General features: G+C 42.5%; 22 protein-coding genes. 11 read left to right on the top strand and 11 right to left on the bottom strand.

Features of this window, described 5'->3' with window-relative positions; all coding sequences use genetic code 11:
* Positions 1 to 202: 202 nt before the first annotated feature.
* From pal to glmM, 5 genes are all read left to right on the top strand, one after another.
* Complete coding sequence (gene pal, locus E1160_RS07465; protein ID WP_155154516.1) at positions 203 to 736, top strand: peptidoglycan-associated lipoprotein Pal; 534 nt, start codon at positions 203 to 205, stop codon at positions 734 to 736.
* A 170-nt stretch (positions 737 to 906) separates the two neighbouring features.
* A complete protein-coding gene (ybgF, locus tag E1160_RS07460) occupies positions 907 to 2,010 on the top strand; it encodes a tol-pal system protein YbgF (protein WP_155154515.1) in 1,104 nt (367 codons plus the stop codon).
* Between the two features lie 20 nt (positions 2,011 to 2,030).
* A complete protein-coding gene (gene tilS, locus E1160_RS07455) occupies positions 2,031 to 3,344 on the top strand; it encodes a tRNA lysidine(34) synthetase TilS (protein WP_155154514.1) in 1,314 nt (437 codons plus the stop codon).
* Between the two features lie 143 nt (positions 3,345 to 3,487).
* Positions 3,488 to 5,422, top strand: coding sequence for an ATP-dependent zinc metalloprotease FtsH (gene ftsH / locus E1160_RS07450; RefSeq protein WP_328597134.1), 1,935 nt, complete (start codon positions 3,488 to 3,490; stop codon positions 5,420 to 5,422).
* Between the two features lie 132 nt (positions 5,423 to 5,554).
* Positions 5,555 to 6,895 (top strand): phosphoglucosamine mutase, encoded by a 1,341-nt coding sequence (gene glmM / locus E1160_RS07445; RefSeq protein ID WP_155154513.1) that lies wholly within the window; start codon positions 5,555 to 5,557, stop codon positions 6,893 to 6,895.
* A gap of 19 nt (positions 6,896 to 6,914) precedes the next feature.
* Here the strand turns inward: glmM and E1160_RS07440 are convergent, their stop codons facing one another.
* Positions 6,915 to 8,360, bottom strand: a complete 1,446-nt coding sequence (locus E1160_RS07440) for an aminotransferase-like domain-containing protein (RefSeq protein ID WP_155154512.1) — start codon at positions 8,358 to 8,360, stop codon at positions 6,915 to 6,917.
* 97 nt (positions 8,361 to 8,457) lie between these two features.
* On the opposite strand from E1160_RS07440, the gene E1160_RS07435 reads away from it, so the two are divergent.
* From E1160_RS07435 to E1160_RS07425, 3 genes are all read left to right on the top strand, one after another.
* The gene (locus E1160_RS07435) at positions 8,458 to 8,706 is read left to right on the top strand and encodes a DUF1127 domain-containing protein (protein WP_218048769.1); all 249 of its coding nucleotides are present in this window, start codon (positions 8,458 to 8,460) and stop codon (positions 8,704 to 8,706) included.
* A gap of 144 nt (positions 8,707 to 8,850) precedes the next feature.
* Positions 8,851 to 9,822, top strand: coding sequence for a threonine dehydratase (locus tag E1160_RS07430; protein ID WP_155154511.1), 972 nt, complete (start codon positions 8,851 to 8,853; stop codon positions 9,820 to 9,822).
* Entirely contained in the window at positions 9,819 to 10,616 is a 798-nt protein-coding gene (locus tag E1160_RS07425; RefSeq protein WP_155154510.1) for a PhzF family phenazine biosynthesis protein, read from the top strand. Before E1160_RS07430 ends, E1160_RS07425 begins: the two co-directional genes overlap by 4 nt.
* Positions 10,617 to 10,624: 8 nt before the next feature.
* Here E1160_RS07425 and E1160_RS07420 read toward each other — a convergent pair whose 3' ends face one another.
* The 4 genes from E1160_RS07420 to E1160_RS07405 form a co-directional block, all read right to left on the bottom strand.
* A complete protein-coding gene (locus E1160_RS07420; RefSeq protein WP_155154509.1) occupies positions 10,625 to 11,551 on the bottom strand; it encodes a YHYH protein in 927 nt (308 codons plus the stop codon).
* 45 nt (positions 11,552 to 11,596) lie between these two features.
* Entirely contained in the window at positions 11,597 to 12,169 is a 573-nt protein-coding gene (locus E1160_RS07415) for a formyltransferase family protein (protein WP_155154508.1), read from the bottom strand.
* 57 nt (positions 12,170 to 12,226) lie between these two features.
* Entirely contained in the window at positions 12,227 to 13,186 is a 960-nt protein-coding gene (locus E1160_RS07410; protein WP_155154506.1) for a ribonucleotide-diphosphate reductase subunit beta, read from the bottom strand.
* Between the two features lie 213 nt (positions 13,187 to 13,399).
* Positions 13,400 to 15,178, bottom strand: coding sequence for a ribonucleoside-diphosphate reductase subunit alpha (locus E1160_RS07405; protein ID WP_235914073.1), 1,779 nt, complete (start codon positions 15,176 to 15,178; stop codon positions 13,400 to 13,402).
* A 737-nt stretch (positions 15,179 to 15,915) separates the two neighbouring features.
* Between E1160_RS07405 and E1160_RS07400 the strand changes: the two genes are divergently transcribed.
* Positions 15,916 to 16,665, top strand: coding sequence for an SOS response-associated peptidase (locus E1160_RS07400; RefSeq protein WP_155154504.1), 750 nt, complete (start codon positions 15,916 to 15,918; stop codon positions 16,663 to 16,665).
* A gap of 6 nt (positions 16,666 to 16,671) precedes the next feature.
* Here the strand turns inward: E1160_RS07400 and E1160_RS07395 are convergent, their stop codons facing one another.
* From E1160_RS07395 to E1160_RS07375, 5 genes are all read right to left on the bottom strand, one after another.
* Positions 16,672 to 17,685, bottom strand: coding sequence for a TAXI family TRAP transporter solute-binding subunit (locus tag E1160_RS07395; RefSeq protein WP_155154502.1), 1,014 nt, complete (start codon positions 17,683 to 17,685; stop codon positions 16,672 to 16,674).
* A gap of 162 nt (positions 17,686 to 17,847) precedes the next feature.
* A complete protein-coding gene (locus E1160_RS07390) occupies positions 17,848 to 18,621 on the bottom strand; it encodes an amino acid ABC transporter ATP-binding protein (RefSeq protein ID WP_155154500.1) in 774 nt (257 codons plus the stop codon).
* A gap of 18 nt (positions 18,622 to 18,639) precedes the next feature.
* Positions 18,640 to 19,758, bottom strand: coding sequence for an amino acid ABC transporter permease (locus E1160_RS07385; RefSeq protein ID WP_155154498.1), 1,119 nt, complete (start codon positions 19,756 to 19,758; stop codon positions 18,640 to 18,642).
* Between the two features lie 5 nt (positions 19,759 to 19,763).
* The gene (locus E1160_RS07380) at positions 19,764 to 20,975 is read right to left on the bottom strand and encodes an amino acid ABC transporter permease (RefSeq protein ID WP_155154496.1); all 1,212 of its coding nucleotides are present in this window, start codon (positions 20,973 to 20,975) and stop codon (positions 19,764 to 19,766) included.
* A 205-nt stretch (positions 20,976 to 21,180) separates the two neighbouring features.
* The gene (locus tag E1160_RS07375; RefSeq protein ID WP_155154494.1) at positions 21,181 to 22,194 is read right to left on the bottom strand and encodes an amino acid ABC transporter substrate-binding protein; all 1,014 of its coding nucleotides are present in this window, start codon (positions 22,192 to 22,194) and stop codon (positions 21,181 to 21,183) included.
* Positions 22,195 to 22,824: 630 nt separating this feature from the next.
* Here E1160_RS07375 and E1160_RS07370 point away from each other — a divergent pair.
* Both E1160_RS07370 and E1160_RS07365 read left to right on the top strand, forming a co-directional pair.
* Complete coding sequence (locus E1160_RS07370) at positions 22,825 to 23,223, top strand: hypothetical protein (RefSeq protein ID WP_155154492.1); 399 nt, start codon at positions 22,825 to 22,827, stop codon at positions 23,221 to 23,223.
* Positions 23,224 to 23,316: 93 nt separating this feature from the next.
* Complete coding sequence (locus E1160_RS07365) at positions 23,317 to 23,934, top strand: flavin reductase family protein (RefSeq protein WP_155154490.1); 618 nt, start codon at positions 23,317 to 23,319, stop codon at positions 23,932 to 23,934.
* Between the two features lie 10 nt (positions 23,935 to 23,944).
* Here E1160_RS07365 and gph read toward each other — a convergent pair.
* On the bottom strand, positions 23,945 to 24,578 hold a 634-nt coding region (gene gph / locus E1160_RS07360; RefSeq protein ID WP_155154488.1), incomplete at its 5' end, for a phosphoglycolate phosphatase.

Raw genomic sequence — 24,578 nt, 5'->3', positions numbered from 1 at the left:
AAAAGATATTAAGAATGGTTGAAATAATTGAAATACCATGCTTAATTACATATTAGAGAAGGTTTTTCTTGGTGCTTTTGGCTCAATCTTGATTTCCTATGGGGGAATTCATAGATGAAATTAGTATCAGATCGCAGGAATAAGCCTGCAATTAAACAATAACTAAGTCATTGGTTTGGCTTTGCATTTAGGGGATGCTCTTATGCGCTTTAAAATTCTAAGTTTGCTCGCTGCATTGGTTCTTGTAGCTGCTTGTGAAACAGCTCCGGAAGAATCAGCAGGTGGTAACACAGGCGGTACATCTGGTGGTACAGCAACCACAGACAGCGGTAACACTGGTGGTACATCCGTTAGTGAAATTCCTGGTGGTTCTGAAAACGACTTTATCGTAAATGTTGGTGATCGTGTATTCTTCAACTATGACCGTTCTGATTTGTCTTCTGATGCGCAATCCGCGCTAGCGAAACAAGCTGCATGGTTGTTGCAATATCCACAAGTTATGATCCAAGTTGAAGGTCATTGTGATGAGCGCGGTACACGCGAATATAACTTGGCTTTGGGTGAGCGTCGTGCAAACTCTGTGAAAGAATACTTGATGAGCTTGGGTGTAGCGGCTGATCGTATCTCCACAATTTCTTACGGTAAGGAACGTCCTGCTGTTGAAGGTTCCAACAAAGAAGCATGGGCGCAAAACCGTCGCGGTGTTTCTCGTATCGTTGGTGGTGCGAATTCCTAATATTTTAGGATATGCAAGTTTAGAATGAGGCGGGCTTTTGTCCGCCTTTTTCTTTTGCAAAATATCGGTCGAGAAGAAGGAAAAGCCTTTTTCTTGCCGTATTGTATTGCTAATAAGATACAATATTCAGTATTTATAGCTGTATTTTTCATCTGATTGGGAAAGATAGAATGACAAAACCGATTTTTGCTAAGTTTACCTCTGGGCTAAAATTTGGGGCGATGGCGATGATTCTAGCCGGTGGCGTGGTTATCGCTCAACCTGTTGCTGCGCAATCCAATGAAATCGCTGCAATGCAAAATCAGATGAATAGTTTGCGTCAAGCAATTAAAGACCTGCAGCTTAAAGTCTATAAGGGACAAGATCCTGAGCGAGTTGATCTGTTAACTGGTGGCGATAGTCCAAGCAAAGCTCAGGTTAGTCAGGTTCAGGCAAAAATTTTGGAATTGGAAGAGTCCTTACGTGACTTAACAGGCCAATATGAGGTGCTTGATAATCGCGCACGTCGTATTGAGAACCGACTTGATAAATTAATTGAAGATATTGATTTTAGATTAACAGCACTTGAAAACGGCACGCCGATCGCAGCAGGTACAGCGGCGGCAGTTGCGACTGCTAATAATCCTGCGGAAGCCGGTCAAGCGACAACAGTTGTTTCTTCTGCTGGTACAACAACTACAACATCTCCTGCAATCTCCAATCAGGAGGGGGTATTAGGCACTTTATCTGAACAACAACTTCAGGATTTCCAAAACAATACGTCCACACAGCAAGGTGGGGCTATTGCCAATTCTTCTCAAACGGCGGGTAGTTCTATTACAACTACGGAAAACTTACCTGAAACAACAGGACCGGGTGTTATCTCTGTAAAACCACGTTTTGACACACCAGAAGCAGAGTATAAAGCAGCCTATGGTTTGCTTCAAAAACATGATTGGGATAGTGCAGAACGTGCGATGAAAGGTTTCATTGATCATTATCCGGATCATGCACTTGTTGGAAACGCTATGTATTGGTTAGGTGAGACACATTATGCTCGTAAGCAATATGGTGACGCGATGAGCAGTTTTGCTGCGACTTATCAGCATGACGAGCAGGGACGTAAAGCGCCTGACAGTCTCTTAAAACTTGGTATGTCTCTTGCGCAATTAGGCGAAGTTGATCAATCATGTGTTACATATGATATTTTGTTGACTAAGCATTCAGATGCTAATCAAGTAGTTTTACGTAAAGCTCAACAACGAAAAGAGGCGCAAAACTGTCCTGCACAATAAGCGGGAATTGTGCATCTCATATGTCCAAGTTCGACCAGGCAGGTTTTCAACATTTAATGTCACAGGTTCTAAAGGAGCCTGTAAACCTTAAAGAAATTGCCGTTGCTTGTTCTGGTGGCTCCGACAGTATGGCTTTATGTCATCTACTATATAATTGGTGTGTGAATAACGAAATCAATCTCACTGCCTTGATCGTTGATCATGGATTGCGTGCAGAAAGCGCCAAAGAGGCTCAGATTGTTCAATCAAGACTTCAAAATCTGGGCGTGAAAGCGATCACTCTTACCCATCATAATTCAAAATTTAGAAGTAATATTCAAAGTCAAGCGCGTGAATTAAGATATAGTTTAATGCTGAATTGGTGCATTGAGCATAACGTGGATCATCTATGTCTTGGGCATCATAAAGACGATCAGGCTGAAACGTTTTTATTGCGTTTAGCGCGAGGCAGTGGTCCTTCTGGTCTATCTGCTATGAAGAAAGTCGAGAGACGCAAAGGGGTCACTTTATTTCGTCCATTATTATCACATTCGAAAGAAGAACTTGTAGAATATCTTCAAAACGAAAAACTTGATTGGGTGGAAGATCCAAGCAATCAATTGGAGAAGTTTGACCGGGTAAAATTTAGAAAACTTTCGCCGCTTTTGTCTGATGCTGGGTTGACTGCTGATCGCTTGACAAAAACAGCTACAGTTATGGCGGATGCACAGGATGCAATTGATTGGGCAATGAAACAGGCTTTAAATGACCATCTGAAGATATACGACGTTGGATGCTATAAAATTGAGAAAACGTGTTTAAAAGCTTTACCGAGAACAATCGCGCTTCGTGCATTATCTCTTATGATTTCATCGGCTGGCGGGCAAGTTTATCCTCCCGAATTATCAATGCTTGAACAGGTTTATAGCAATCTGTTTAAAACCGATTATGGCGCCACTTGTTTCGGCGCACAATTACATTCGCGTGGTGATGTTCTATGGATCGGAAGAGAAGTTTCCAGGATCGATGCTAAGACAATGAATGACTGGGATGGGCGTTTCAAAATTGATAAATTACCTAGTGGCTTTTCAGTGCGACCTGTCGGTGAAACTGGATGGAAAAGTTGGTGTATAGAACGAGGGAAAACAAAAAAAGATTGTGTCTATCCTGCTTTTATTCGAAATGGTGTTCCCGCTCTTTATAAAGGGGAGAGATTTTGGCATCCTCTTTTCCCGTTGTTTGAGGAAGATCACATGGAAAATCATGAAATTTGGTCAAATTTTAAGATTCATTTTAATATTCCGCCACAATTTGACGATTTCACCTTTTCAACTGCCCTTTCCGACACTATGTAAGAGGTCCGGTTTGCTTTTAAATTCTGTTTTCGTCCTGTATGATGAAAACAACAACAAAGTTTCGGGGAACTGTCTTATGTCATCTAGATGCAATAATGTGACGTAAGATATAATAATTGCGAAAATAATTAAGGCATTGGATCGTGAATTTATTCGGACGCAATATGGCTCTTTGGATCGTCATCATTCTGTTGATGGTCTTTCTATTTAATGTATTTCAAGGTTCTGGGTCCCAAAATACTGGTACTCAAACAGCTTATTCCGACTTCATCGCGCAAGTTGAACAAGGTGGTGTGTCAGATGTGACCATAACGGGTCAAAACATCACAGGCCATTTATCAAATGGAGAAGCATTTAAAACTTACGCACCTCGTGATGATACTCTTGTGGATCGTCTTACAAAAGCTGGTGTGCGTGTAGATGCTGTACCTCCTGAGGGAGATAGCTTTTTGCTATCTGCTTTAATTAGCTGGTTCCCAATGTTGTTGTTAATTGGTGTATGGATTTTCTTCATGCGTCAGATGCAAGGCGGCGGAAAAGGCGCCATGGGTTTTGGTAAATCAAAAGCCAAATTGCTTAACGAAAAAATGGGCCGTGTTACATTTGAGGATGTCGCTGGTATTGAAGAAGCCAAAGGCGAGCTTGAAGAAGTTGTTGAGTTTTTGCGTGACCCGCAAAAATTCCAACGTCTTGGCGGCAAAATTCCCAAAGGTGTATTGCTTGTAGGTCCTCCAGGGACTGGTAAAACTTTAACAGCACGTGCAGTCGCTGGCGAAGCTAATGTTCCATTCTTTACTATTTCCGGTTCTGACTTCGTAGAGATGTTTGTTGGTGTAGGTGCTTCCCGTGTTCGTGACATGTTTGAACAAGGTAAGAAAAACGCACCATGTATTATCTTTATTGATGAGATCGATGCTGTTGGTCGTCATCGTGGTGCTGGCCTTGGTGGCGGTAATGATGAGCGTGAACAGACGTTGAACCAGTTATTGGTTGAGATGGATGGTTTCGAAGCTAATGAAGGTGTGATTCTTATTGCGGCTACAAACCGTCCCGACGTATTGGACCCTGCATTATTGCGTCCAGGACGTTTTGATCGTCAGGTTGTCGTGCCTAACCCAGATATTATGGGACGTGAAAAAATCCTTAAAGTTCACATGAAGAAAACACCCTTGGCACCTGATGTTGATGCAAAAATCATCGCACGTGGTACACCGGGTTTTTCTGGTGCGGATTTGGCTAATTTGGTGAATGAAGCTGCTTTATTAGCTGCTCGTCGTAATCGTCGCGTTGTTTCCATGCAGGAATTTGAAGACGCAAAAGATAAGGTTATGATGGGTGCGGAACGCCGTTCCATGGTCATGACTGAAGATGAGAAAAAGCTAACAGCTTATCATGAAGCTGGCCATGCTGTAGTGATGCTACATGCTAAAGGTCATGAACCTTTACATAAGGTGACAATCATTCCTCGTGGTCGTGCATTAGGTGTAACTATGTGGTTGCCGGAACGTGACCGTCTGAGCCAATCTGAAACCGAACTTCGCGCAATGTTGGCATCCATGTTTGGTGGCCGTGTTGCCGAGGAAATGATTTTTGGTAAAGAGAATATCACAACCGGTGCTTCCAATGATATCATGCAGGCAACTAAGATTGCCCGTTCCATGGTGACTGAATATGGGTTCTCTGACAAATTAGGTCGCTTGCGTTACAGCTCAAACCAAGAAGAAGTTTTCCTCGGTCACTCTGTGGCACAAGAGAAAAATGTTTCTGATGCTACTGCGCAATTGATCGATGAGGAAGTGCGTCGTTTTGTGGAAGAAGGCGAAGCAGAAGCGCTTCGTATTCTGACTGAAAATCAAGATGAGTTGGAAGCAATTGCTCAAGGCCTATTAGAGTATGAAACATTGGATCGTGACGAAGTTGATGCCTTGATTAAGGGTGACAAAATTCGTCAGGCGACAGAAGATGATGACCAAGATAGCGGTGAGAAGAAAGTTCATACTTCTGTACCGACAACCTCTTCCTCTAAACCTGCTGGTGGAAACACGCCAGATGGTGCGACCCCTGATCCTGCAGAATAGTTATCTATCTGTATCTAAATGATGAGGGCTGGCCTATTTAAAGGCTGGCCCTTTCTTTATATTTCGCCCTTGAAGAAATTTGGCGAAGCAGCGAAAATACAATCAATTATAAAACTTAAGAGAGTTGATCTCATGGCACGTAAATATTTTGGTACTGATGGCATTCGTGGTACGGCTAATATTCATCCGGTCACACCTGATTTGGTTTTACGACTTGCTTTAGCTGCGGGTAAAAAATTTACGCGTGGAGATCACAGGCATAAAGTAGTTATTGGCAAAGATACCCGACTTTCTGGCTATATGTTAGAAACGGCCCTTGTTTCAGGCTTTGTCGCGATGGGGATGGATGTTTATCAAGTTGGTCCGATGCCAACGCCAGCTGTCGCGATGCTGACGCAATCTATGCGTTGTGATTTGGGTGTGATGATTTCGGCCTCTCATAATCCATTTGAAGATAATGGAATCAAGTTATTTGGCCCGGATGGGTTTAAACTATCTGATGAGACGGAACTTGAAATCGAAGCTTTGATGGATGCTCCTATTTCAGGGTTGGCAGATCCTAAGTCGATTGGACGTGCCAAGAGGATTGATGATGCCCCGGGACGTTATATTGAGTTTGTGAAGAAGAGCTTCCCTGCTGGATTAAGTTTAGAAGGTTTACGTATTGTTGTAGATTGTGCCAATGGTGCTGCCTATAAAGTTGCACCTGCAGTATTCTATGAATTAGGTGCGGAAGTTATTCCGATTTCAGTACAGCCTGATGGTACCAATATCAACGCGATGTGTGGGGCAACGAAACCTCAAAAAATGTGTGAAACGGTTGTTGATAAAGGTGCGCATCTTGGTGTCGCTTTGGACGGTGATGCGGATCGTCTCATTATCTGTGATGAAAAGGGGCGTGTATTAGATGGGGATCAGCTCATGGGGCTCGTTGCCAAGTTTTTGCATACACGCGATGCTTTGAAAGGCCCGTTAGTTGCGACCGTGATGTCTAATTTAGGTCTTGAACGTTATTTGGCTAAAGAAGGTATAGGTATGTTACGCACACCTGTGGGTGATCGCTATGTGGTTGAAAATATGCGTGTCCATGGATGTAATCTTGGAGGAGAGCAATCTGGTCATCTTGTTGTTGGGGATCATGCAACGACCGGTGACGGTATTCTGGCGGCTCTTCAAGTATTGGCCGTGCTGGTTCAGGCTCAAAAACCAATGAGTGAGGTTGGACGTGTTTTCGATCCTGTACCACAATTACTAAAGAATATTCGCTTCAACGAAGAAAAGGGGATGCCGCTTGAAGTTGATAGCGTTAAAGATGTTATCACAGCGGGTGAGGCACGGTTAGGAGAGACTGGGCGTGTATTAATTCGCAAATCAGGCACAGAGCCTCTCATCCGTGTTATGGCGGAAGGGGATGATGGGCAGTTGGTTGAAAATGTCGTTGATAATATTATCGAGGCGATTTCCAAAGCTTAGTTAAAAAGCAGCTTCTTATTTAATAGAAGCTGCGATCTGTACCTGCGCTACCTTCGGCATATAAATCTGCTAAAATATCAACGGCTTGTGTGACGGTATCACGTTGTCTTGGGGCACCTAGGCAAACACGTACATATTGAGGGACGTTACCTCGACCTATGACAAATGCACCACTGGTTGAAATTTGTACACCGCGTTTTTGTGCTGAAAAGACGAAATCCGCGGCCATGTAAGGTTCAGGAATTTCAAGCCAAGCATGGAGTGCCCATTTGGGTAATCGATAATTCGCACCTAATGGATCAAATCTATTTTTGAATATTTCATGACGGGCTTTCATTTCTGTATGAAGGCGTATTCCTAAGTCTTTGGCTATGCCTGATCGTACCCATTCACAGAAGACCTCGACTGTGAGTGGAGAGGCCATTCCTGATGTCGCACGAATCGCCGCTTCGATAGATGGAATTAATCTCTCCGGTGCGCTTACATAACCCACCCTTAGGCCTGGGGCGAGGATTTTTGAAATACTGGATGTGTAAATTCCGTGATTTGGGGCGAAATCTGTTAATGGAGGGAGAGGGGCTTCCAACAAACAGGCGAAGATATCATCCTCCACAATCATGACATTATATTGGATACAAATCTCAGCAATTCTTTTACGGCGTTCAAATGTCATGCTGATATTTGTCGGATTATTAGGGGTACATACTGTTTGTAAGGCCGCAACGCTGTGATGTTTACAATATTGTTCTAGTGCTTCCGGGATCATCCCTTGGTCATCGCAGGCGATACCATGCAATTTTATATTCAGGTTACGCGCGATACTTTTGATACCTACATGATTAAGTTCTTCAACGACAACAATATCACCCGGGTTTGTAACTGCAGAAAGAGCCGCAAATACCGCATGTTGAGCACCATTGGTAATGACAATATTTTTCTTTGTTGCGCGTGGAAAGCGGTTTTGAACCCATTGTGCTGTGACTTCTCTTTGTTCGGGCATGCCAGCACTTGCTTGATAAGACAATAGACGCGTCAGGTTAGGGGATTGCATAATTGTTTGCATTGCCTGAATTAAAGCTTCCTCTTGACCACAAGGTGGTGGATATCCAACATCCAATTGTATGGGTGCATTGGGGTCATCCTGTGCAGGTGCATTTTTATAAGGAATCGGGAAGTCCGTTGTCTTACCACGAGTCGAACTACTCTTTGTTTCACCCGTTATAAAGGTACCACGTCCTACTTCACCAAGAACTAAACCTTGTCGTTCTGCTTCCTGATAGGCACGAGTGATTGTCCCTACAGTCACACCTAGATGCCAGGAAAGCTCTCTGTGAGGGGGGAGTTTATCACCCGCTGATAGCTTTCCGTTTAGGATATCTGCGGCCATGGCGTCTGCAATGGCTTTATATTTCGGACCTTTGAACTGATTCAGGTCGGGGGCCCAACTTGGTTGTCGTATTGTCATGGTGACAATTTATACATTGACGGTTACAATTTGTCAATTATTGTATGCATTGTCACTAAATCAATAGTGTTCGGGTATTTATTAAAGGAGATATTGTATGCGTACAATTTGGATCATACCCGGGATGTTTGGTTTGAATGTAGAATTCACATTCGGCTCAACAAAGTCCGGGAACAACACTTCCCTCGCGTCTTTTGCTGAAAAGACATGGACAAAGGTAACAGCTGCGGCTGCTCGCTGGCAGCAGCGACGCGCACTTAAAGAGTTGCCTAATTACTTGTTGAAGGATGTCGGTTTATCGCATTGGGATGTTGCAGAAGAATGCAACAAACCTTTTTGGCGATAAAGATATAGGGATATTTCTTTCAAGAATGGTGCAACATTGTTGAAAGGTCTAAGATAACCCCTATATGCTTTGGTGAAAGGCTGTCAGAGAACCCAAGCTTTGACAGCCTTTTTTATAAATATAATAAAACGAACAGGTATCATCATGACTGTAAAGACTGCTACATTGAACCAGCTTGAAACTGCGATGGATCAGGTTCATGCTGTATTTAAAGGAACACCAACTTATAGCTGGCCTTTGATTAATGAAACTGTGGGAACAGAGGTCTGGGTTAAGCATGAAAACCACACACCTATCGGTGCGTTTAAAATTCGTGGTGGTCTGATTTATATGCAGAATTGTGTTGGTAAGCATAAAGGTGTGATTACTGCAACACGTGGTAATCATGGACAGAGTATTGCGACATCCGCCAAAAGACTAGGAATGAGCGCGACAATCGTTGTACCTGAAGGGAATAGCTTGGAAAAAAACGCCGCCATGAAGGCACAGGGAGCTGATCTTGTAATTTATGGCAAAGACTTTCAGGAATCGGCTGAATATGCTGCTTCTCGCGCAGCTGATGAAGGATTGCATATGCTGCCAAGCTTTCATGAGCTATTGATGCAAGGCGTTGGAACATATGCGTTGGAATTCTTTAGAACGGCACCAGATTTAGATACTGTTTATGTGCCGATTGGAATGGGATCCGGTATTACGGGTATGATTTCTGCACGCGACGCTTTGGGATTAAAGACCAAGATTGTTGGGGTTGTTGCAGAAGGCGCGCCTGCCTATGCATTAAGTTTTGCAGCTAGGGAAAAAGTATTAAGTAACAAAGCCGAAACTTTGGCTGATGGCATGGCATGCCGGACCCCTGATGATTCTGCTCTTGCCATCATCCTTGCTGGCGCAGAGCGAATCGTGACGGTAGATGATGAGGAAATCAAAACTGCTGTTCGCACATATTATACGCATACACATAATATTGCGGAAGGCGCCGCAGCGGCGCCACTTGCGGCATTACTGCAAGAGAAAGATAAGATGAAAGGAAAACAGGTTGGTGTTGTATTATCTGGCGGCAATATTGATGCCGATCTTTTTGCAAGTATTTTACAAGAAGGCCATAACAAACAATGACAAATTCATATGACATCTATCAGGTCGATGCTTTTACCACTGAGGTATTCAGAGGTAATCCCGCAGCGGTTGTTCCCTTGCAGCAATGGTTATCAGATGAAGCGATGTTAAATATTGCGATGGAAAACAATCTGGCCGAAACAGCATTTTTTATTCCAGTATCAGATGAAGAGTTTGATTTTGAAATTCGTTGGTTTACACCTGCTGTTGAAGTTGAGTTATGTGGCCATGCAACATTGGCTAGTTGTTATGTGATCTGGAATAAACTTGGTTTTGCCTCAGATGAAGTTCGCCTTAAGACCCGCATGGCAGGACCATTATATGTGAAACGTGATGGTGAAAAGATTGAATTAAACTTCCCGACACGCCCTGTTAGTGAAGTTCCATTACCTGACGGTTTTGAAGAAAAACTTGGTGTGAAACCTGTTTCCTACAATCGCGCTTTAAAAAATTTGGCATTACTTGAAGATGAGCAAGCCGTGATTAATTTTCAACCTGATATGGATTATATTGCAGGCTTAGAAGGTGATGGTTTAATTGTCACTGCAAAAGGTATTCAAAGTGATTGTGCTTCGCGTTATTTTGCACCTGCGCATGGTATTCCTGAAGACCCTGTAACAGGTTCAGCCCATTGTAGTATTATTCCCTTTTGGGCAGATAAGCTTGGTAAAAACGAACTACATGCAAGACAAGTATCCGCTAGAAGTGGTGATTTATACTGTGTATTAGAAGACGATCGTGTACGCATGTCCGGCTATGGGAAACTCTTCCTTGAAGGTAAAATCTTTATTTAGGTCCTTAACTAAAAGCGTTTTTTATGCCGAGGCGGATGCGTCTCCCCACGTTTGGGGCGCTTATGTCTGCTGTCATGACCTTTTCTAGGGCGCCTAATAAAACTAGGATCAGGTTCTCCTGCAAAAAGTCGAGGAATATAGGGATAGTTCGTCGTTAGAAAATAAGCATAAGTACCTTCGGGGTAGTCAGGAGTAATGGTAAATTTACCATTTAACTCATCTAGATCCCCAAGCCCTTTAATGAACTCAAAATCCTCTACAAAACGTCCATCATATTTGCCTCCCGGGCTGCTTGTATTTTTTGGTCGGGCACCAGTCTTCAGCCGCCAGCTTGACGTGAGTTCTTTTATTGGTCCAGATCCATCACTATTTGATGTTCCTAAGAGGCCGTATATTGGAAATCCATCAGCGGCATATCCCAAAACGGGAGAATGACTATTGGGGGACCAGCTTTTGATTAAACCAGTGGGAATTCCATGGTAATGATAACTGCCATTTGGCTGCACATGGGCATTATTCTTATCAAGACCTAAGTTAATAAAGCCCGTCATTGCCTCATATTGCCAGCCAGAATTTCGATCTCGATTCCAGAATTCCGCCGCAAATGGCTCGAATGGTACTCCATTTATGGCAACACCAAATGGCCCCATACCAAGTTTTATCGGTTTGGATGCTTTTTGAGGGTTAATTTTAACCCGGAACTTATGTTTTTGTTCCGATATGTGGTTTGGGTTTCCTCTGTTAGGAAAAGATCCCGTATTATGATCTGGTATACCGTTTGATTCGATGTAACGATACGAATTATCAGAAGAAATATTGACCTGACTTGTCAATGCCCAACTATTTTTGCTTGAACCAAGAGTGATACTTGCAGGAATAAGACCCATAGCGAAAAGAATTTTTCTACGTGTGATTTCCGGATCATATCTCGGCATATCAACTCCCTGACTTTAAATGAAGTCAAATAAAAACAAATGTTTCTATGTTGAGATATCCTCAACTAGAGCCCGTGCTTCTTCTTCCCCACGTTTTTCCCCTGTCCATTCAGCACTTGTACGTCGTTTAATGGGTGTTGATACATCGGCAATATCTTCTGCCATTTCATCAAATAATTTAGCAAGATTAGTAAATGCACGAACCTCGATCTCTGCAGGATTATCGCAACTGGCAATGCCGAAGTTTTGAATGGAAATAATATCGCCTTCATCGACCTTTTCGGTCATTTCATGAAAAGTAACGCCGTAATCATAAGCACGATCATGATAGGCGAAAATAGCAGAGTGGGACCCAGGATAAGCAGGTGGCCCTGGATGAAAGTTATAAGAAGGTCCCGGCAACTTTTTTAAGATGTCACGAGGGACAATCACATTGATGCAAAAAGCAACAAGGCGGGTATGGGATAACTCTTCATCAGATAATCCATCTACAACATCCCGCAACTCTTCTTTGGTTGCAGCCTGAAGGATGTTTAAATCCGGCTGATAGGTTTTTAGCAAAGTTGAAAAATGTTGTGCTTCAACTTCTCCTGTGAGCAAGATCAGATTCCCTGTCATGTGATCTATCCCCTTTTAAATAACGCTCTAAATGCGTCTGCTCTGCTAGTTATCTTCCTACATAAAGGCTTCTTCCCAAGTCCCTTGTGTAGATGCTTTGGAATATTCTGTAGCACGATTCTCAAAAAAGTTAGCATGTTCTACACCATTGAGAATTTCGTCCATCCAACGTAAAGGATTATTCTCTTGATTATAGATTGGCTCAAGCCCTAGCTGAGTTAGACGGCGGTCCGCAATATAGCGGATATAGTCTTTAACTTCCTGAGCGCTTAGACCTTCGATTGGTCCCATTTCAAAGGCGAGATCAATGAAGGCATCCTCATGATGTACAATAGTTTTACAAGCAGTATAGAGGTCGTTTTGAAGTTCTTCTGTCCAGACTTCGGGATTTTCTTGTAAGAATGTTTTAAATAGCTTGATAACAGAAACTGTATGTAGAGATTCATCTCGCACAGACCAAGTTACGATTTGTCCCATACCCTTCATCTTATTGAAGCGAGGGAAATTCATAAGCATGGCGAAGGAAGCAAAAAGCTGTAAACCTTCGGTAAAAGCTCCAAATACAGCCATGGTTTTAGCAATATCAGCCTTGGTGTCTACGCCCCATTCTTGCATATAATCATATTTATCCTTCATCTCTTTATATTTAAGGAAGGCTTCATATTCTGTTTCAGGAATACCAATAGTGTCGAGAAGGTGACTATATGCTGCAATATGTACTGTTTCCATATTGGAAAACGCAGACAGCATCATTTGTACTTCTGTTGGCTTAAAGATGCGTGAATAGTGACGCATGTAACAGTTATTTACTTCAACGTCAGCTTGTGTGAAGAAACGGAAAATCTGTGTTAGAAGGTTACGCTCTGCCTCTGTGAGCGTTTTGTGCCAATCTTTTACGTCGTCGGCCAAAGGAACTTCTTCTGGCAACCAATGAATGCGTTGCTGTGTCAACCAGGCATCATACGCCCAAGGGTAGTTGAAAGGTTTATATACAGGACGAGCATCCAAAAGAGACATGGTTCATTCACCTAGATCAAAATTTTACTTTTAAAGACTATGTATAACAGTCGTTCTTAATTTGCCAGAAGCCTTTATGCCGGGAGATGGAGGAAGGAGGGCGGGGGAAACGCAGTGTCCTAAGACACTGCGCTTTACTTGCCTATCCCCATAGACACCCAACCTTGTCAGCTATGATATCGCCCCTTACCCAAGTACGATATCGTTTCAGGATCACTGACAGGCCAGACATTCTTCATAATCGCCACTGTTACCACCGCTTGGAGCCGGTGCTGCTGTGGCGATTTTGACATCATGTTCTATACCAGCTTCTGCACGCTGGATAGATTTAGAGCGACAATAATACAAGCTCTTAACGCCTTTTTTCCATGCTTGGAAATGTAGCTGGTGTAGCTCACGTTTATGTACATCAGCAGGCAAGAAGAGGTTTAAGGACTGTGCTTGGCAAATATGTGGCGCGCGATCAGCTGCATGATCAATTAACCAACGTTGATCAATTTCAAATGCAGTCTTGAATACGTCTTTTTCTTCATCAGATAAGAATTCGAGATGTTGTACAGACCCCTCATTCACCGAGATGGAAGACCAAACATCATCATTATCTTGCCCTTTTTCTGCCAACAATTCTTTAAGATGTCGGTTTCTTACGTTAAAGGAGCCGGACAAAGTTTTATGTGTGTAGCTATTCGCTGCAATAGGTTCGATACCAGGGCTCGCACCGCCACAAATAATTGAAATAGACGCTGTTGGTGCAATCGCCATTTTATTGGAGAAGCGTTCCATAATGCCGAATTCAGCTGCATCCGGGCATGCGCCTTTCTCTTCAGCTAATTTCTTGGAAGCATCATCTGCGCCAGCACGGATATGTTTGAACATTTTATTGTTCCATACCTTTGCCATAACGCCTTCCATAGGAATACCATTTGCCTGTAAGAAGGAATGATACCCCATTACACCTAGGCCAACAGAACGTTCGCGCATTGCGGAATATTTCGCACGGGCAAATTCGTCTGGTGCTTTATCGATGAAGTCTTGAAGAACATTATCAAGAAAACGCATAACGTCTTCGATGAACATCTCTTCTTTTTCCCATTCCTTGTATTTTTCCAAGTTTAGAGAAGAAAGGCAGCAAACAGCCGTACGGTCATGGCCATCTTTATCCAAGCCAGTCGGCAGTGTGATTTCAGCACAAAGGTTGGATGTCTTAACCTGAAGGCCCATCAATTTTTGATGTTCTGGAATGTTACGGTTCACATGATCGATATAGATACAATATGGTTCGCCTGTTTCAATACGTGCCTGAAGAATACGAATCCATAGATCACGCGCACCAACTTTACGAACAACTGACCCATCTTTAGGACTTGTAAGTGCCCATTCTTCATCATGTTCAACGGCACGCATGAAGTCATCGGTTAGAAGAATACCGTGATGTAAGTTCAATGCTTTACGGTTTGGATCCCCACCTGTCGGACGGCGAATTTCAACAAATTCTTCGATCTCAGGATGCCATACCGGTAAATAAACCGCAGCAGAACCGCGACGCAAGCTACCTTGAGAAATTGCAAGGGTAAGTGAATCCATAACACGAATGAACGGGACTACACCGGATGTTTTGCCTGATTGGCCAACTTTCTCACCGATGGAGCGCAGATTACCCCAATAAGAACCGATGCCGCCCCCGCGTGCTGCAAGCCATACATTCTCGGTCCATAGATCCATAATACCTTTTAACGTATCTGGTGTTTCGTTTAAGAAGCATGAAATAGGCAAACCACGACTTGTACCGCCATTTGATAGAACAGGTGTTGCCGGCATGAACCATAATTTGGAGATATAGTCGTATAGACGTTGGGCATGTGCATCATCATCAGCGTAATACATTGCAACACGTGCAAACATATCCTGATAACTCTCACCGGGCATTAAATAGCGATCTTCTAAGGTCGCTTTACCAAATTCAGTTAATAGCGCGTCACGGGATCGATCCATAAGCACGTTGATGCCACGCTCATTTTGAGCATGATCACGTGTTTCTGTATCTAGATTATCTTCTCCGTTTGCCAATAACGGATCGTGCTGATTAGCTGCGTCTAAACCGAGTTCAGCAAATAGATCAGTTTGTGTCTCTGTGTTTCCCCCACGAGATGTATCTAGCATTCCTTCAGACACTGTCTTTAACCCCTTATCTCACTCTTGCCTATAATGTTGGGCGCTTTATGCGTTCTCGCTCAACATTCTTAAATCTGTCTTGTCTCAAGAAAACTAACTGCTTTTGTCCCTAAAGCAGGTCATTTCCTGTTCATTCTTTTGTATCTCTGTGTGCGCAGGCATGCGAAATGAAGCTAGTTATTGTCGAATAAATGCTTCTGCTTCGACTATGCCCTGCTTTTTCCACAGTCATATTCCTTGTAAGGTCTTGATTCAGCTTTGATTCTTGTGACCTATCCACATTCTGTGGATGAAATTTCTGTGGATAACTCCAATGTAAGCACCATATTTCGTGCTCTCATTTTCGATAGTCACAAGATATAGCTATAGTCACATTCTGTCAAAAAAATCATTTTGAAAATTAATGCATATTTCACTTGATTTTTTTCAACACCAAGGAGGATGGGCTTTCTTTCGAAAACGGAATATTTAATTTTCTTATTCATGTGCTTCTGTTTGGACAGAATCAGTGAAATTAGAGTAGAATCTCCCTACTAGATTTTGAGGTGAACTACTATATGTGTGGTCGATTTGCACTACTATCCCCTATAGATGCTCTTCGGAAGCTTTTTGGCTTTCCGCAGGCACCAAATGTACCGGCTCGTTTTAATATTGCGCCAACACAGGCGATTGTTGCTGTGCGCCCCGGTCATGGAGAGTTGATTGATCGCATAAATGAAGGACCTTTGAATGCATGTTATTTGCGTTGGGGGCTGATTCCCAGCTGGGCCAAGACACCAGATAATGCGGCCAAGATGATAAATGCACGCGGAGAAACAATATCGGAAAAGCCTTCATTCAAAACACCTTTTAAACGTCGTCGTTGTATTATTCCTGTTGATGGATATTACGAATGGTCAAAACGGTTGATTGCCGGGCAGGGGCAAGTTGAGGTCAAACAACCCTATTATTTGACTATGGAAGATAGAGAACCTATTGCCCTAGCCGGCATTTGGGAACATTGGTTAGGGGCGGATGGATCAGATGTCGAGACTTGTTCAATTGTCACTGTTCCGGCGAATGATTACGTAGGGCTTGTGCATCATCGTATGCCAGTCATTCTAGATGAAAAAGATTTTGATGGCTGGTTTTATGGGGCTACGGATCAAGCTCACCGTCTGATCAAGCCGTATTATGGTATGAGGCAGATGGAAAGCTATCCTGTTTCACGGCAGGTAAATAGCTATCGAGGCGAAGGGGCACATTTAATAGAACCAATAGAACTGGAAGCTGAGATGGCAGAGAGGCCTCAAATGGATCTGTTTTAGGGATGGTTACATAAGGCCTGCAGATTTGTAATAATTTTCTGCCCCGGGATGTGTCGGAATTAATCCGTTAGGCAGGGAATCTTCCTGTTTTGGGAATTCATGCTCGGGATTGTTGCGTACAAAGAATTCTTCTGTTTCACTCTGCCATAAAGCCTGCGTTATATCTTCGATCAATTCCATATCTGCAGTTACATTTACAATCCATTGAACCCAGATAGCAACCGTAGGAATGGCAGCATCTTGATCATAAGCTGTTTGTTCTATTTTTGCATCATGAAGATGGGCATAGATACGTTTCAGATTTTCGCGGCCTTGTCCTTCAATAGGTATAAATCTTAAGTCTATATTTTGGGCTAAAGATTCTATTGCTGGAATTGGCGCTGCGCCAATTATTACAGCAACGTCTATAGTTTCATTTAAAAGCGCATCTGCCGCAGCACCCGGAAACATTTCACGATAACGTATGTTATACATATCCATGTCATGGGCCTGAAGAAGAGAGCGTACAAAAAGCAGAGTACCAGAACCTTTTGCGCCAATGGAAACTGTTTTACTGTGTAGATCCTTCACAGTGAAAATATCGGAATCCGCGCGGACAACAATATGTGCTGAAACAGTGGACATATTTGCTATAGCCCGTAGATTTTCATTTTCACCGACATGGATGAAAGGGCCAATTCCTTTAAATGCTTGATTGGCTACATCGGAACGTACAAGAGCTGAATCAACTTCACCAAATCGTAAATCTTCAAGATTCTCGATAGAACCGCTTTTAGATTGGGCAACTGCGATCAAGCCGGGTACACCGCAAACTCCTCCTAGTTGGTCACAGGGTAAAGTGCCTGGCGGGCGGCTTATACTTGCTGAGATTGCAGTACCTAGTGCATATAAAGTTTCTGAAGTTGGACCTGCACCAATCCTGAAGAATTTTAGCTTTTCTTCATTATTTGCACTAGAAGAAGCTGTCACGACAAAACTGCCAAAAATCAGGAGTAGGGATAAGACGGAACGTTTAAACACGAAGCAAATCCAATTCGAATTATAGTTATTCTTTAATATGATAGATTTTAAGGAAATAACCTAACATGGTCAATTCACTATCTGTTTATTCTAATTCTCTAAAGAAAAGGGCCACCAAGAGGCAGCCCTTAATCTTTAGGTCATAAGCGTTGATACTAAATTCTAGTGATTTAGAATCTGGCTTAAGAACAATTTAGTACGTTCTGATTGTGGGTTTGTGAAGAACTCTTCTGGTTCGTTTTGTTCGATCACTTGACCACCATCCATGAAAATTACACGGTCAGCTACTTTACGTGCGAAGCCCATTTCGTGGGTTACGCAAAGCATTGTCATACCGGAATCTGCAAGGTCGATCATCACATCTAACACCTCAGAAATCATTTCTGGATCAAGAGCAGATGTCGGCTCATCAAATAGCATGATACGTGGTTCCATGCATAAAGAACGAGCAATCGCAACACGTTGTTGCTGACCACCAGAAAGTTGGCCAGGATATTTATTTGCTTGATCTGGAATCTTCACACGCTCTAGGAAATGCATTGCTGTTTCAATGGCATCTTTACGAGGTGTCTTACGAACCCAGATTGGTGCCAAGATACAGTTTTCCAAGATTGTGAGATGTGGGAAGAGGTTAAAGTGCTGGAAACACATACCAACTTCACGACGGATAGCATCAATATGCTTCAAGTCGTTTGTCAATTCGATACCATCTACAATGATGGAACCTTTTTGATGTTCTTCCAAACGGTTGATACAACGGATCATTGTAGATTTACCTGAACCCGATGGTCCACAAATCACGATACGCTCACCAGATTTTACATCCAGATTGATGTCTTTCAATACGTGAAAGTCACCATACCATTTATTCATATTTGCAATTTTAATGACTGTTTCGTCAGTCATGTGACTTGTTTTTTGGGCTGCTTCACTCATTTGATTGCTCCCATTTCCTTAACGTTTATGACCAGTGTGGAGTTTTTCTTCGATCTTACGGCTGTATAGCGACATACCGTAACAGCAGATAAAGAAGACCAGAGCAGTAAAGGCGTAACCTGTATAAGGTACAGATTTAATACTCCAGTTTGGATCTGCGATACCGGCTTGTACTGTACCCAGCAAATCAAGAAGACCGATAATCAACACCAGTGTTGTATCTTTGAATAGGCCGATGAATGTATTCACAATGCCCGGAATTACGATTTTCAATGCCTGTGGAAGAATGATCAGACGCATCTTTTGCCAATAGCTCAGACCTAATGAGTCTGCGCCTTCATATTGACCTTTCGGAATAGCCTGTAAACCACCACGTACAACTTCTGCCATATAAGCGGCGGAGAAGAGTGCAACACCAATCAATGCACGAAGCAGATCGTTGAAGCTTACACCTTCAGGTAAGAAGAGCGGTAACATCACAGAAGACATGAATAATACTGAAATCAACGGTACACCACGCCAGAATTCAATAAATACTACACAGATACTACGAATTGCAGGCATGTTAGATCTACGACCAAGGGCTAAGACCACACCGATTGGCAAGGAGAAAACAATACCAGTTAAAGCAATCACCAAAGTCAGGCTGAAACCGCCCCATTTGTTGGTTTTCACTTCTTCCAAACCAAACACGCTACCGTATAGTAAAATCCAAGCAATAATCGGATAGATTACCAGCATGAAGAGACCCATATAGCGTTTACCTGGTGTCTTTTCGATCATCAGATAAGCGATACCAACCACCAAAAGCAGCATCGCAAAATCTACGCGCCAGCGAGATTCTGCTGGATAGAAACCGTAAATAAACTGTTCCCATTTGGTCCATACAAATGGCCAACATGCAGCTTCAGGGTTTGCACGACATGCATCTGCACCACCTGCCCAAACAGCACTAATGATTGTCCAGTCTAGTGTACCTGGAACCAACATATAGATGAGCCATGCCGCAAAGATAGTAAGTGCAATGTTACCTGGGGAGGATAAAAGGTTTTCTTTAACCCAGTGAACCGGACCTACCGTATTACTTGGTGGTGGAAGGTCTGGAAGTTTTTCGTCTGTAACAACAGCTTTTGACATCGTTCTTACCTCTCCACCAAAGACATTTTAGAGTTATACCAGTTCATGAACACGGATGTGGTCAAGGATACCAATAGGTAAACTGCCATTGTCAGGGAAATAATTTCCACTGCCTGACCTGTCTGGTTCAAGGCTGTACCTGCGAATACTGATACTAAATCAGGATAAGCGATCGCTGTTGCCAAAGAACTGTTTTTTGTCAGGTTCAAATATTGACTGGTAAGTGGTGGAATAATCACACGTAAAGCCTGTGGGATGATCACAAGGCGTAAAGTCACACCATTACGAATACCTAAAGCATGAGCCGCCTCAGTTTGTCCATGGCTTACAGATTGAATACCTGCACGAACGATTTCTGCAATAAAGGCCGCTGTATAAACAGCTAACGCGATTAACAACGCAACCAATTCAGGAATAATCGGTAAGCCGCCTTTTAACTGGAAGCCCGCCATTTCCGCATAACTGAATGTTAGAGGTGCAGATTCGCTTGCCAAAACCATTGCCATCAACCAACCGATGAATGGGAGGCCGATAATCATACCAAAAGAGCATAAGAAAACCGGGAAAGGCATACCTGTCATTTCTTGGCGTTTCTTTGCCCATTTACCCAAGAAGTAGGAACCCAAGAATGCAGCGATAAGACCTAATAGGATTAGGAAGGAATAATCACCGAAAATTGGTTCAGGTAAATATGCACCACGGTTGTTAATACCAAAGGCGATGACTTCACCTTTTTCGTATAAAGAGCGTGGGGAAGGTAATGGTTTTAAAACCGCGTGATACCAGAAGAAAATCTGCAATAACAATGGAATGTTACGGAAGATCTCAATGTAAACTGTAGCTAGTTTTCTGATGACATAGTTGTTAGACAGGCGTGCCACGCCGATAACGAAACCTAAAATTGTCGCTACGATGACCCCTAAGCCCGCTACGATTAGCGTATTGATCAGGCCAACTAGGAAGGATCGTCCATAAGACGAATCCTGTGTGTATTCTACTGGTGTCTGGATAATGTCGAAACCAGCACGATTCCATAAGAAATCGAAACCGGTTTTGATGCCACGGTTTTCCATATTTGTAGTGGCATTATCCCAGATGAAGTAACCAAACCATATGATCGCTATCAAGGCGAGGCCTTGATACGCCATGGATCTTACCCTTGGGTCATATAGCATGGAGGCTTTGGCTGGTTGGTCAGCCACATTGGGTGTTGTCATAAGATTACCCCTTAATCCTCATATTGTGCTTTTCTTTATTATGAGTGGGATCAAAGTCCCTCATCCTTAACCCCACGGTCGTATTTCGGATTAATATTATATCATAAAAGCCATGATATTAAAAAATACGCGTCCTAAGGATGATTGGTAAGAAAAAGGCGGCATTCCGCTTGGGGGGTGCCGCCTTGTTCTTTAGCCTATATGCTTAGCGCATTGGAGCTGCGTAAAGGATACCACCTTTAGACCACAACTCGTTTACACCACGCTCAAGTTTCAAGCTTGTGTTTGGACCTACGTTACGCTCGTAAGCTTCACCATAGTTACCAACTTGCTTAACAATGTTATAAGCCCAGTCAGAGGATAGGCCCAATTGTGCGCCCAATTCACTGTCTGCACCAATGATACGTTTGATGCCTGGGTTGTCAGAGTTGCGCATTTCATCAACATTTGCAGATGTGATGCCCAATTCTTCAGCATTGATCAAAGCGTTCAATGTCCAACGAGCAATGTCACCCCACTGGTTGTCACCATGACGAACAGCTGGTCCTAGAGGCTCTTTGGAAATGATTTCTGGCAATACAACATGTGCATCCGGGTCGGATAATTTAACACGTTGTGCAGCCAAACCAGAACGGTCTGTTGTGTATACATCGCAACGACCAGCGTCATATGCAGCTACAACTTCGTCAGCTTTTTCGAAAGCTACAACGGTGTAGTCCATGCCTTGAGAGCGGAAGTAGTCAGCTACGTTCAACTCTGTTGTTGTACCTGTATTTGTACATACAGCAGCACCAGACAATTCTGTTGCAGATTTAACACCTAGGTCCTTACGAACCATGAAGCCTTGACCGTCGTAGTAGTTTACACCAACGAATTCTAGGCCCAAGTTGTTGTCGCGAGAGAATGTCCATGTTGTGTTACGGGACAATACGTCGATCTCACCAGACTGCAACGCTGTGAAACGTGTTTTCGCAGACAATGGAACATATTCAACTTTGCTTGCGTCGCCGAATACAGCTGCCGCCATAGCGCGACATACGTCAACGTCCAAACCTGTCCAGTTACCTTGGTCGTCTGGGTTAGAGAAGCCTGGAAGACCCTGTGATACACCACATTTGATAGCGCCAGCAGCTTTAACGTCGTCAAGTGTTGCAGCACCTGCGATAGAGCTACCCATTACTACAACTGCGCTAGCAGCTAGAAGTGTTTTTAATTTCATAAGTTTTTACCCCTATGCTTTGGTTATTGTCCACGGATGTTGGTACCCGCAGACTTTTTAAAAAGTCGGACTGTAACTGCAGTCGCCTTCATAAGAGCTTTGTAGAAAAGATAGACATAAATTGGGCCTTAAAAGATCCATCCATGCAAATAATTACTACCCTGCTTTTGGGAAAATCCTGGTGCAACAAGCCCTTCCCGGCGGCTGTTTTTACAGCTCATTTTTTACCTCTTTTAAAAAGGTATATGGAATTAGTGCCTATGGAGCAGCAGCAAGTCAACGAAAAGATTCACATTATTTCCTTATAGGCATGAGTGTTGTTCTTTGTTGGGTTGAGAGGGTGAGGTTCTAACGCGTTGAAAATAAAAGACTTTAACAAGTTTAATTTTCGATGTGGTATATTTGTTTTTTTATAAAAAAAATAAAATTTTAGTATAAATCGCATAAATGTGATCGATACTTATGTCATAAATACCCCAGCCACCATAAAAATTGTAATATTTTGAGTCTCAAGTAAGTTTTCTAAATTAGCACTTCCTTTATAAACTGGCACAGTTAATGCATTGGCCTCTTTCGGGACTTGGATTCTGTAAATCCTGAACAGAATGTTTATGACAAGGAAGAGAGAAGATGATTAAAAATATTGATATAACTGAATTGGAAGTTAGTAACGATCCAATTGAAACACTGGATCATTTAGCACAACCATTTTTGGACTTGGCAAAAAAGCTGGAAGAGGTTCGTTTAAATGGCACGGATGCAGAAACTTGGACTGCTTTAGGTGACGCAAATGTATTTTATTGGCGCTTGATTGTTAACTATTTACCAAAACATTTTGCCTCTAGCGTATCACCAGCATCAAAAGCCATGTTGGAGATGATCGCAGATTTTATGTTACGTGCATCGAAAGCCATGAGACAGTCACCTGATACTGCTTTGTTGGCACAAATGGTACAATTGAATTTAAATATGAGTGATCAGATTCTCTCTATTGCAGAGAAAATTGAAAACGAGCGTATGGCTGCTTGAAAAGAGTAAGTCGTATTAGCGCAATTTAAACAGCGGTCTGATTTACAGACTGCTGTTTTTATTTGTGAAATTTAAACAGTAGAGAGTTAATCGATGTTTTATCAGCCTAAAGATGGGCATAATTTACCCCATAATCCGTTTAATGCGCTTGTTACACCACGTCCGATTGGTTGGATTTCTTCGGTAAGTAGGTTTGGTAAAGTGAATTTGGCCCCTTATTCTTTTTTTAATGCAGTGGCTTATTTCCCCCCACAAGTTATGTTTTCTTCAACAGGGCATCATCAACAAGGTGGCTTAAAAGATAGTGTACGTAATATTCAAGAAACTGGTGAGTTTGTAGTGAATATTGCTACATATGATCTACGTGATCAGCTCAATAAAACCTCAGTGCCTGCACCACATGACACAGATGAGTTTGAATTCGCTGAATTGGAGAAAGCTGATTCTCAAATAGTATCGGTACCTCGTGTTGAGGCAAGCCCGGCACATTTGGAATGTAAGTTAACGCAGATAGTCTCATTGCCATCAGAAGAACAGTATGGTCCAAACCTAGCTATCTTTGGAGAAGTGGTAGGTATTCATATTGATGAATCAATTTTAGTCGATGGCCTCGTAGATGCCCGGAAAATGGCACCAATTTCTCGAATGGGTTATCAAGATTTTTCTGCATTAGGCGACTTGTTTACAATGGCGCGTCCGACTTGGAAATAGGTCAAGATAGCTAGAAAAGTTGTGTTAGCTCGTCAAAATTATGACAGATGTAACTTGCGTCTATATCTTCAATATTTCCATGCATATACCCATAAGTTAACAAAACAGTATGAACACCTGCTGCTTTGCCAGCTTTTATATCATAAATGCTGTCCCCAATCATAATACATTTATTTTTTGGGATATTGACTTGTTCAATCGTTTTAAGAAGTGGTTCAGGATGAGGTTTCTTTTCTGCATAACTATCGCCACCTGTAACGATTTTAAAAAATGAAAGTAGTTTTAAATCTTTAAGAATAGCTATCGTAGGTTCCAGCGGCTTATTCGTACAAATAGATAAAGTATGTCCTTTGTGGCTGAGCTCTTTTAATACATCAGCAACATGCGGGTAAATTGTCGTGTTATCAGTTAAATTTTTCATATAATGTTTGATAAAACGTGAGGTTAGCATGTCTAAATCGGCTTCGTTATCGGGGCAGTTATTGAAATATGAAAAAGCACGTTCTACGAGTTTTTTAGAACCATTTCCAACAAAGCTGGTTGTCTGATCCAAAGTCAGCTTGGAAAGCCCTTCTTCTTGTAGCAAAATATTAATGTTATGGTGGATATCGGGTACGCTATCGATCAATGTACCATCTAAATCA

Source organism: Curvivirga aplysinae (genome assembly GCF_009711445.1).
In the GTDB taxonomy this organism is placed as follows: domain Bacteria; phylum Pseudomonadota; class Alphaproteobacteria; order UBA8366; family Aestuariispiraceae; genus Curvivirga; species Curvivirga aplysinae.
The sequence above is the reverse complement of the archived record's forward strand: the minus strand, read 5'-3'. Positions and strand labels throughout refer to the sequence as shown.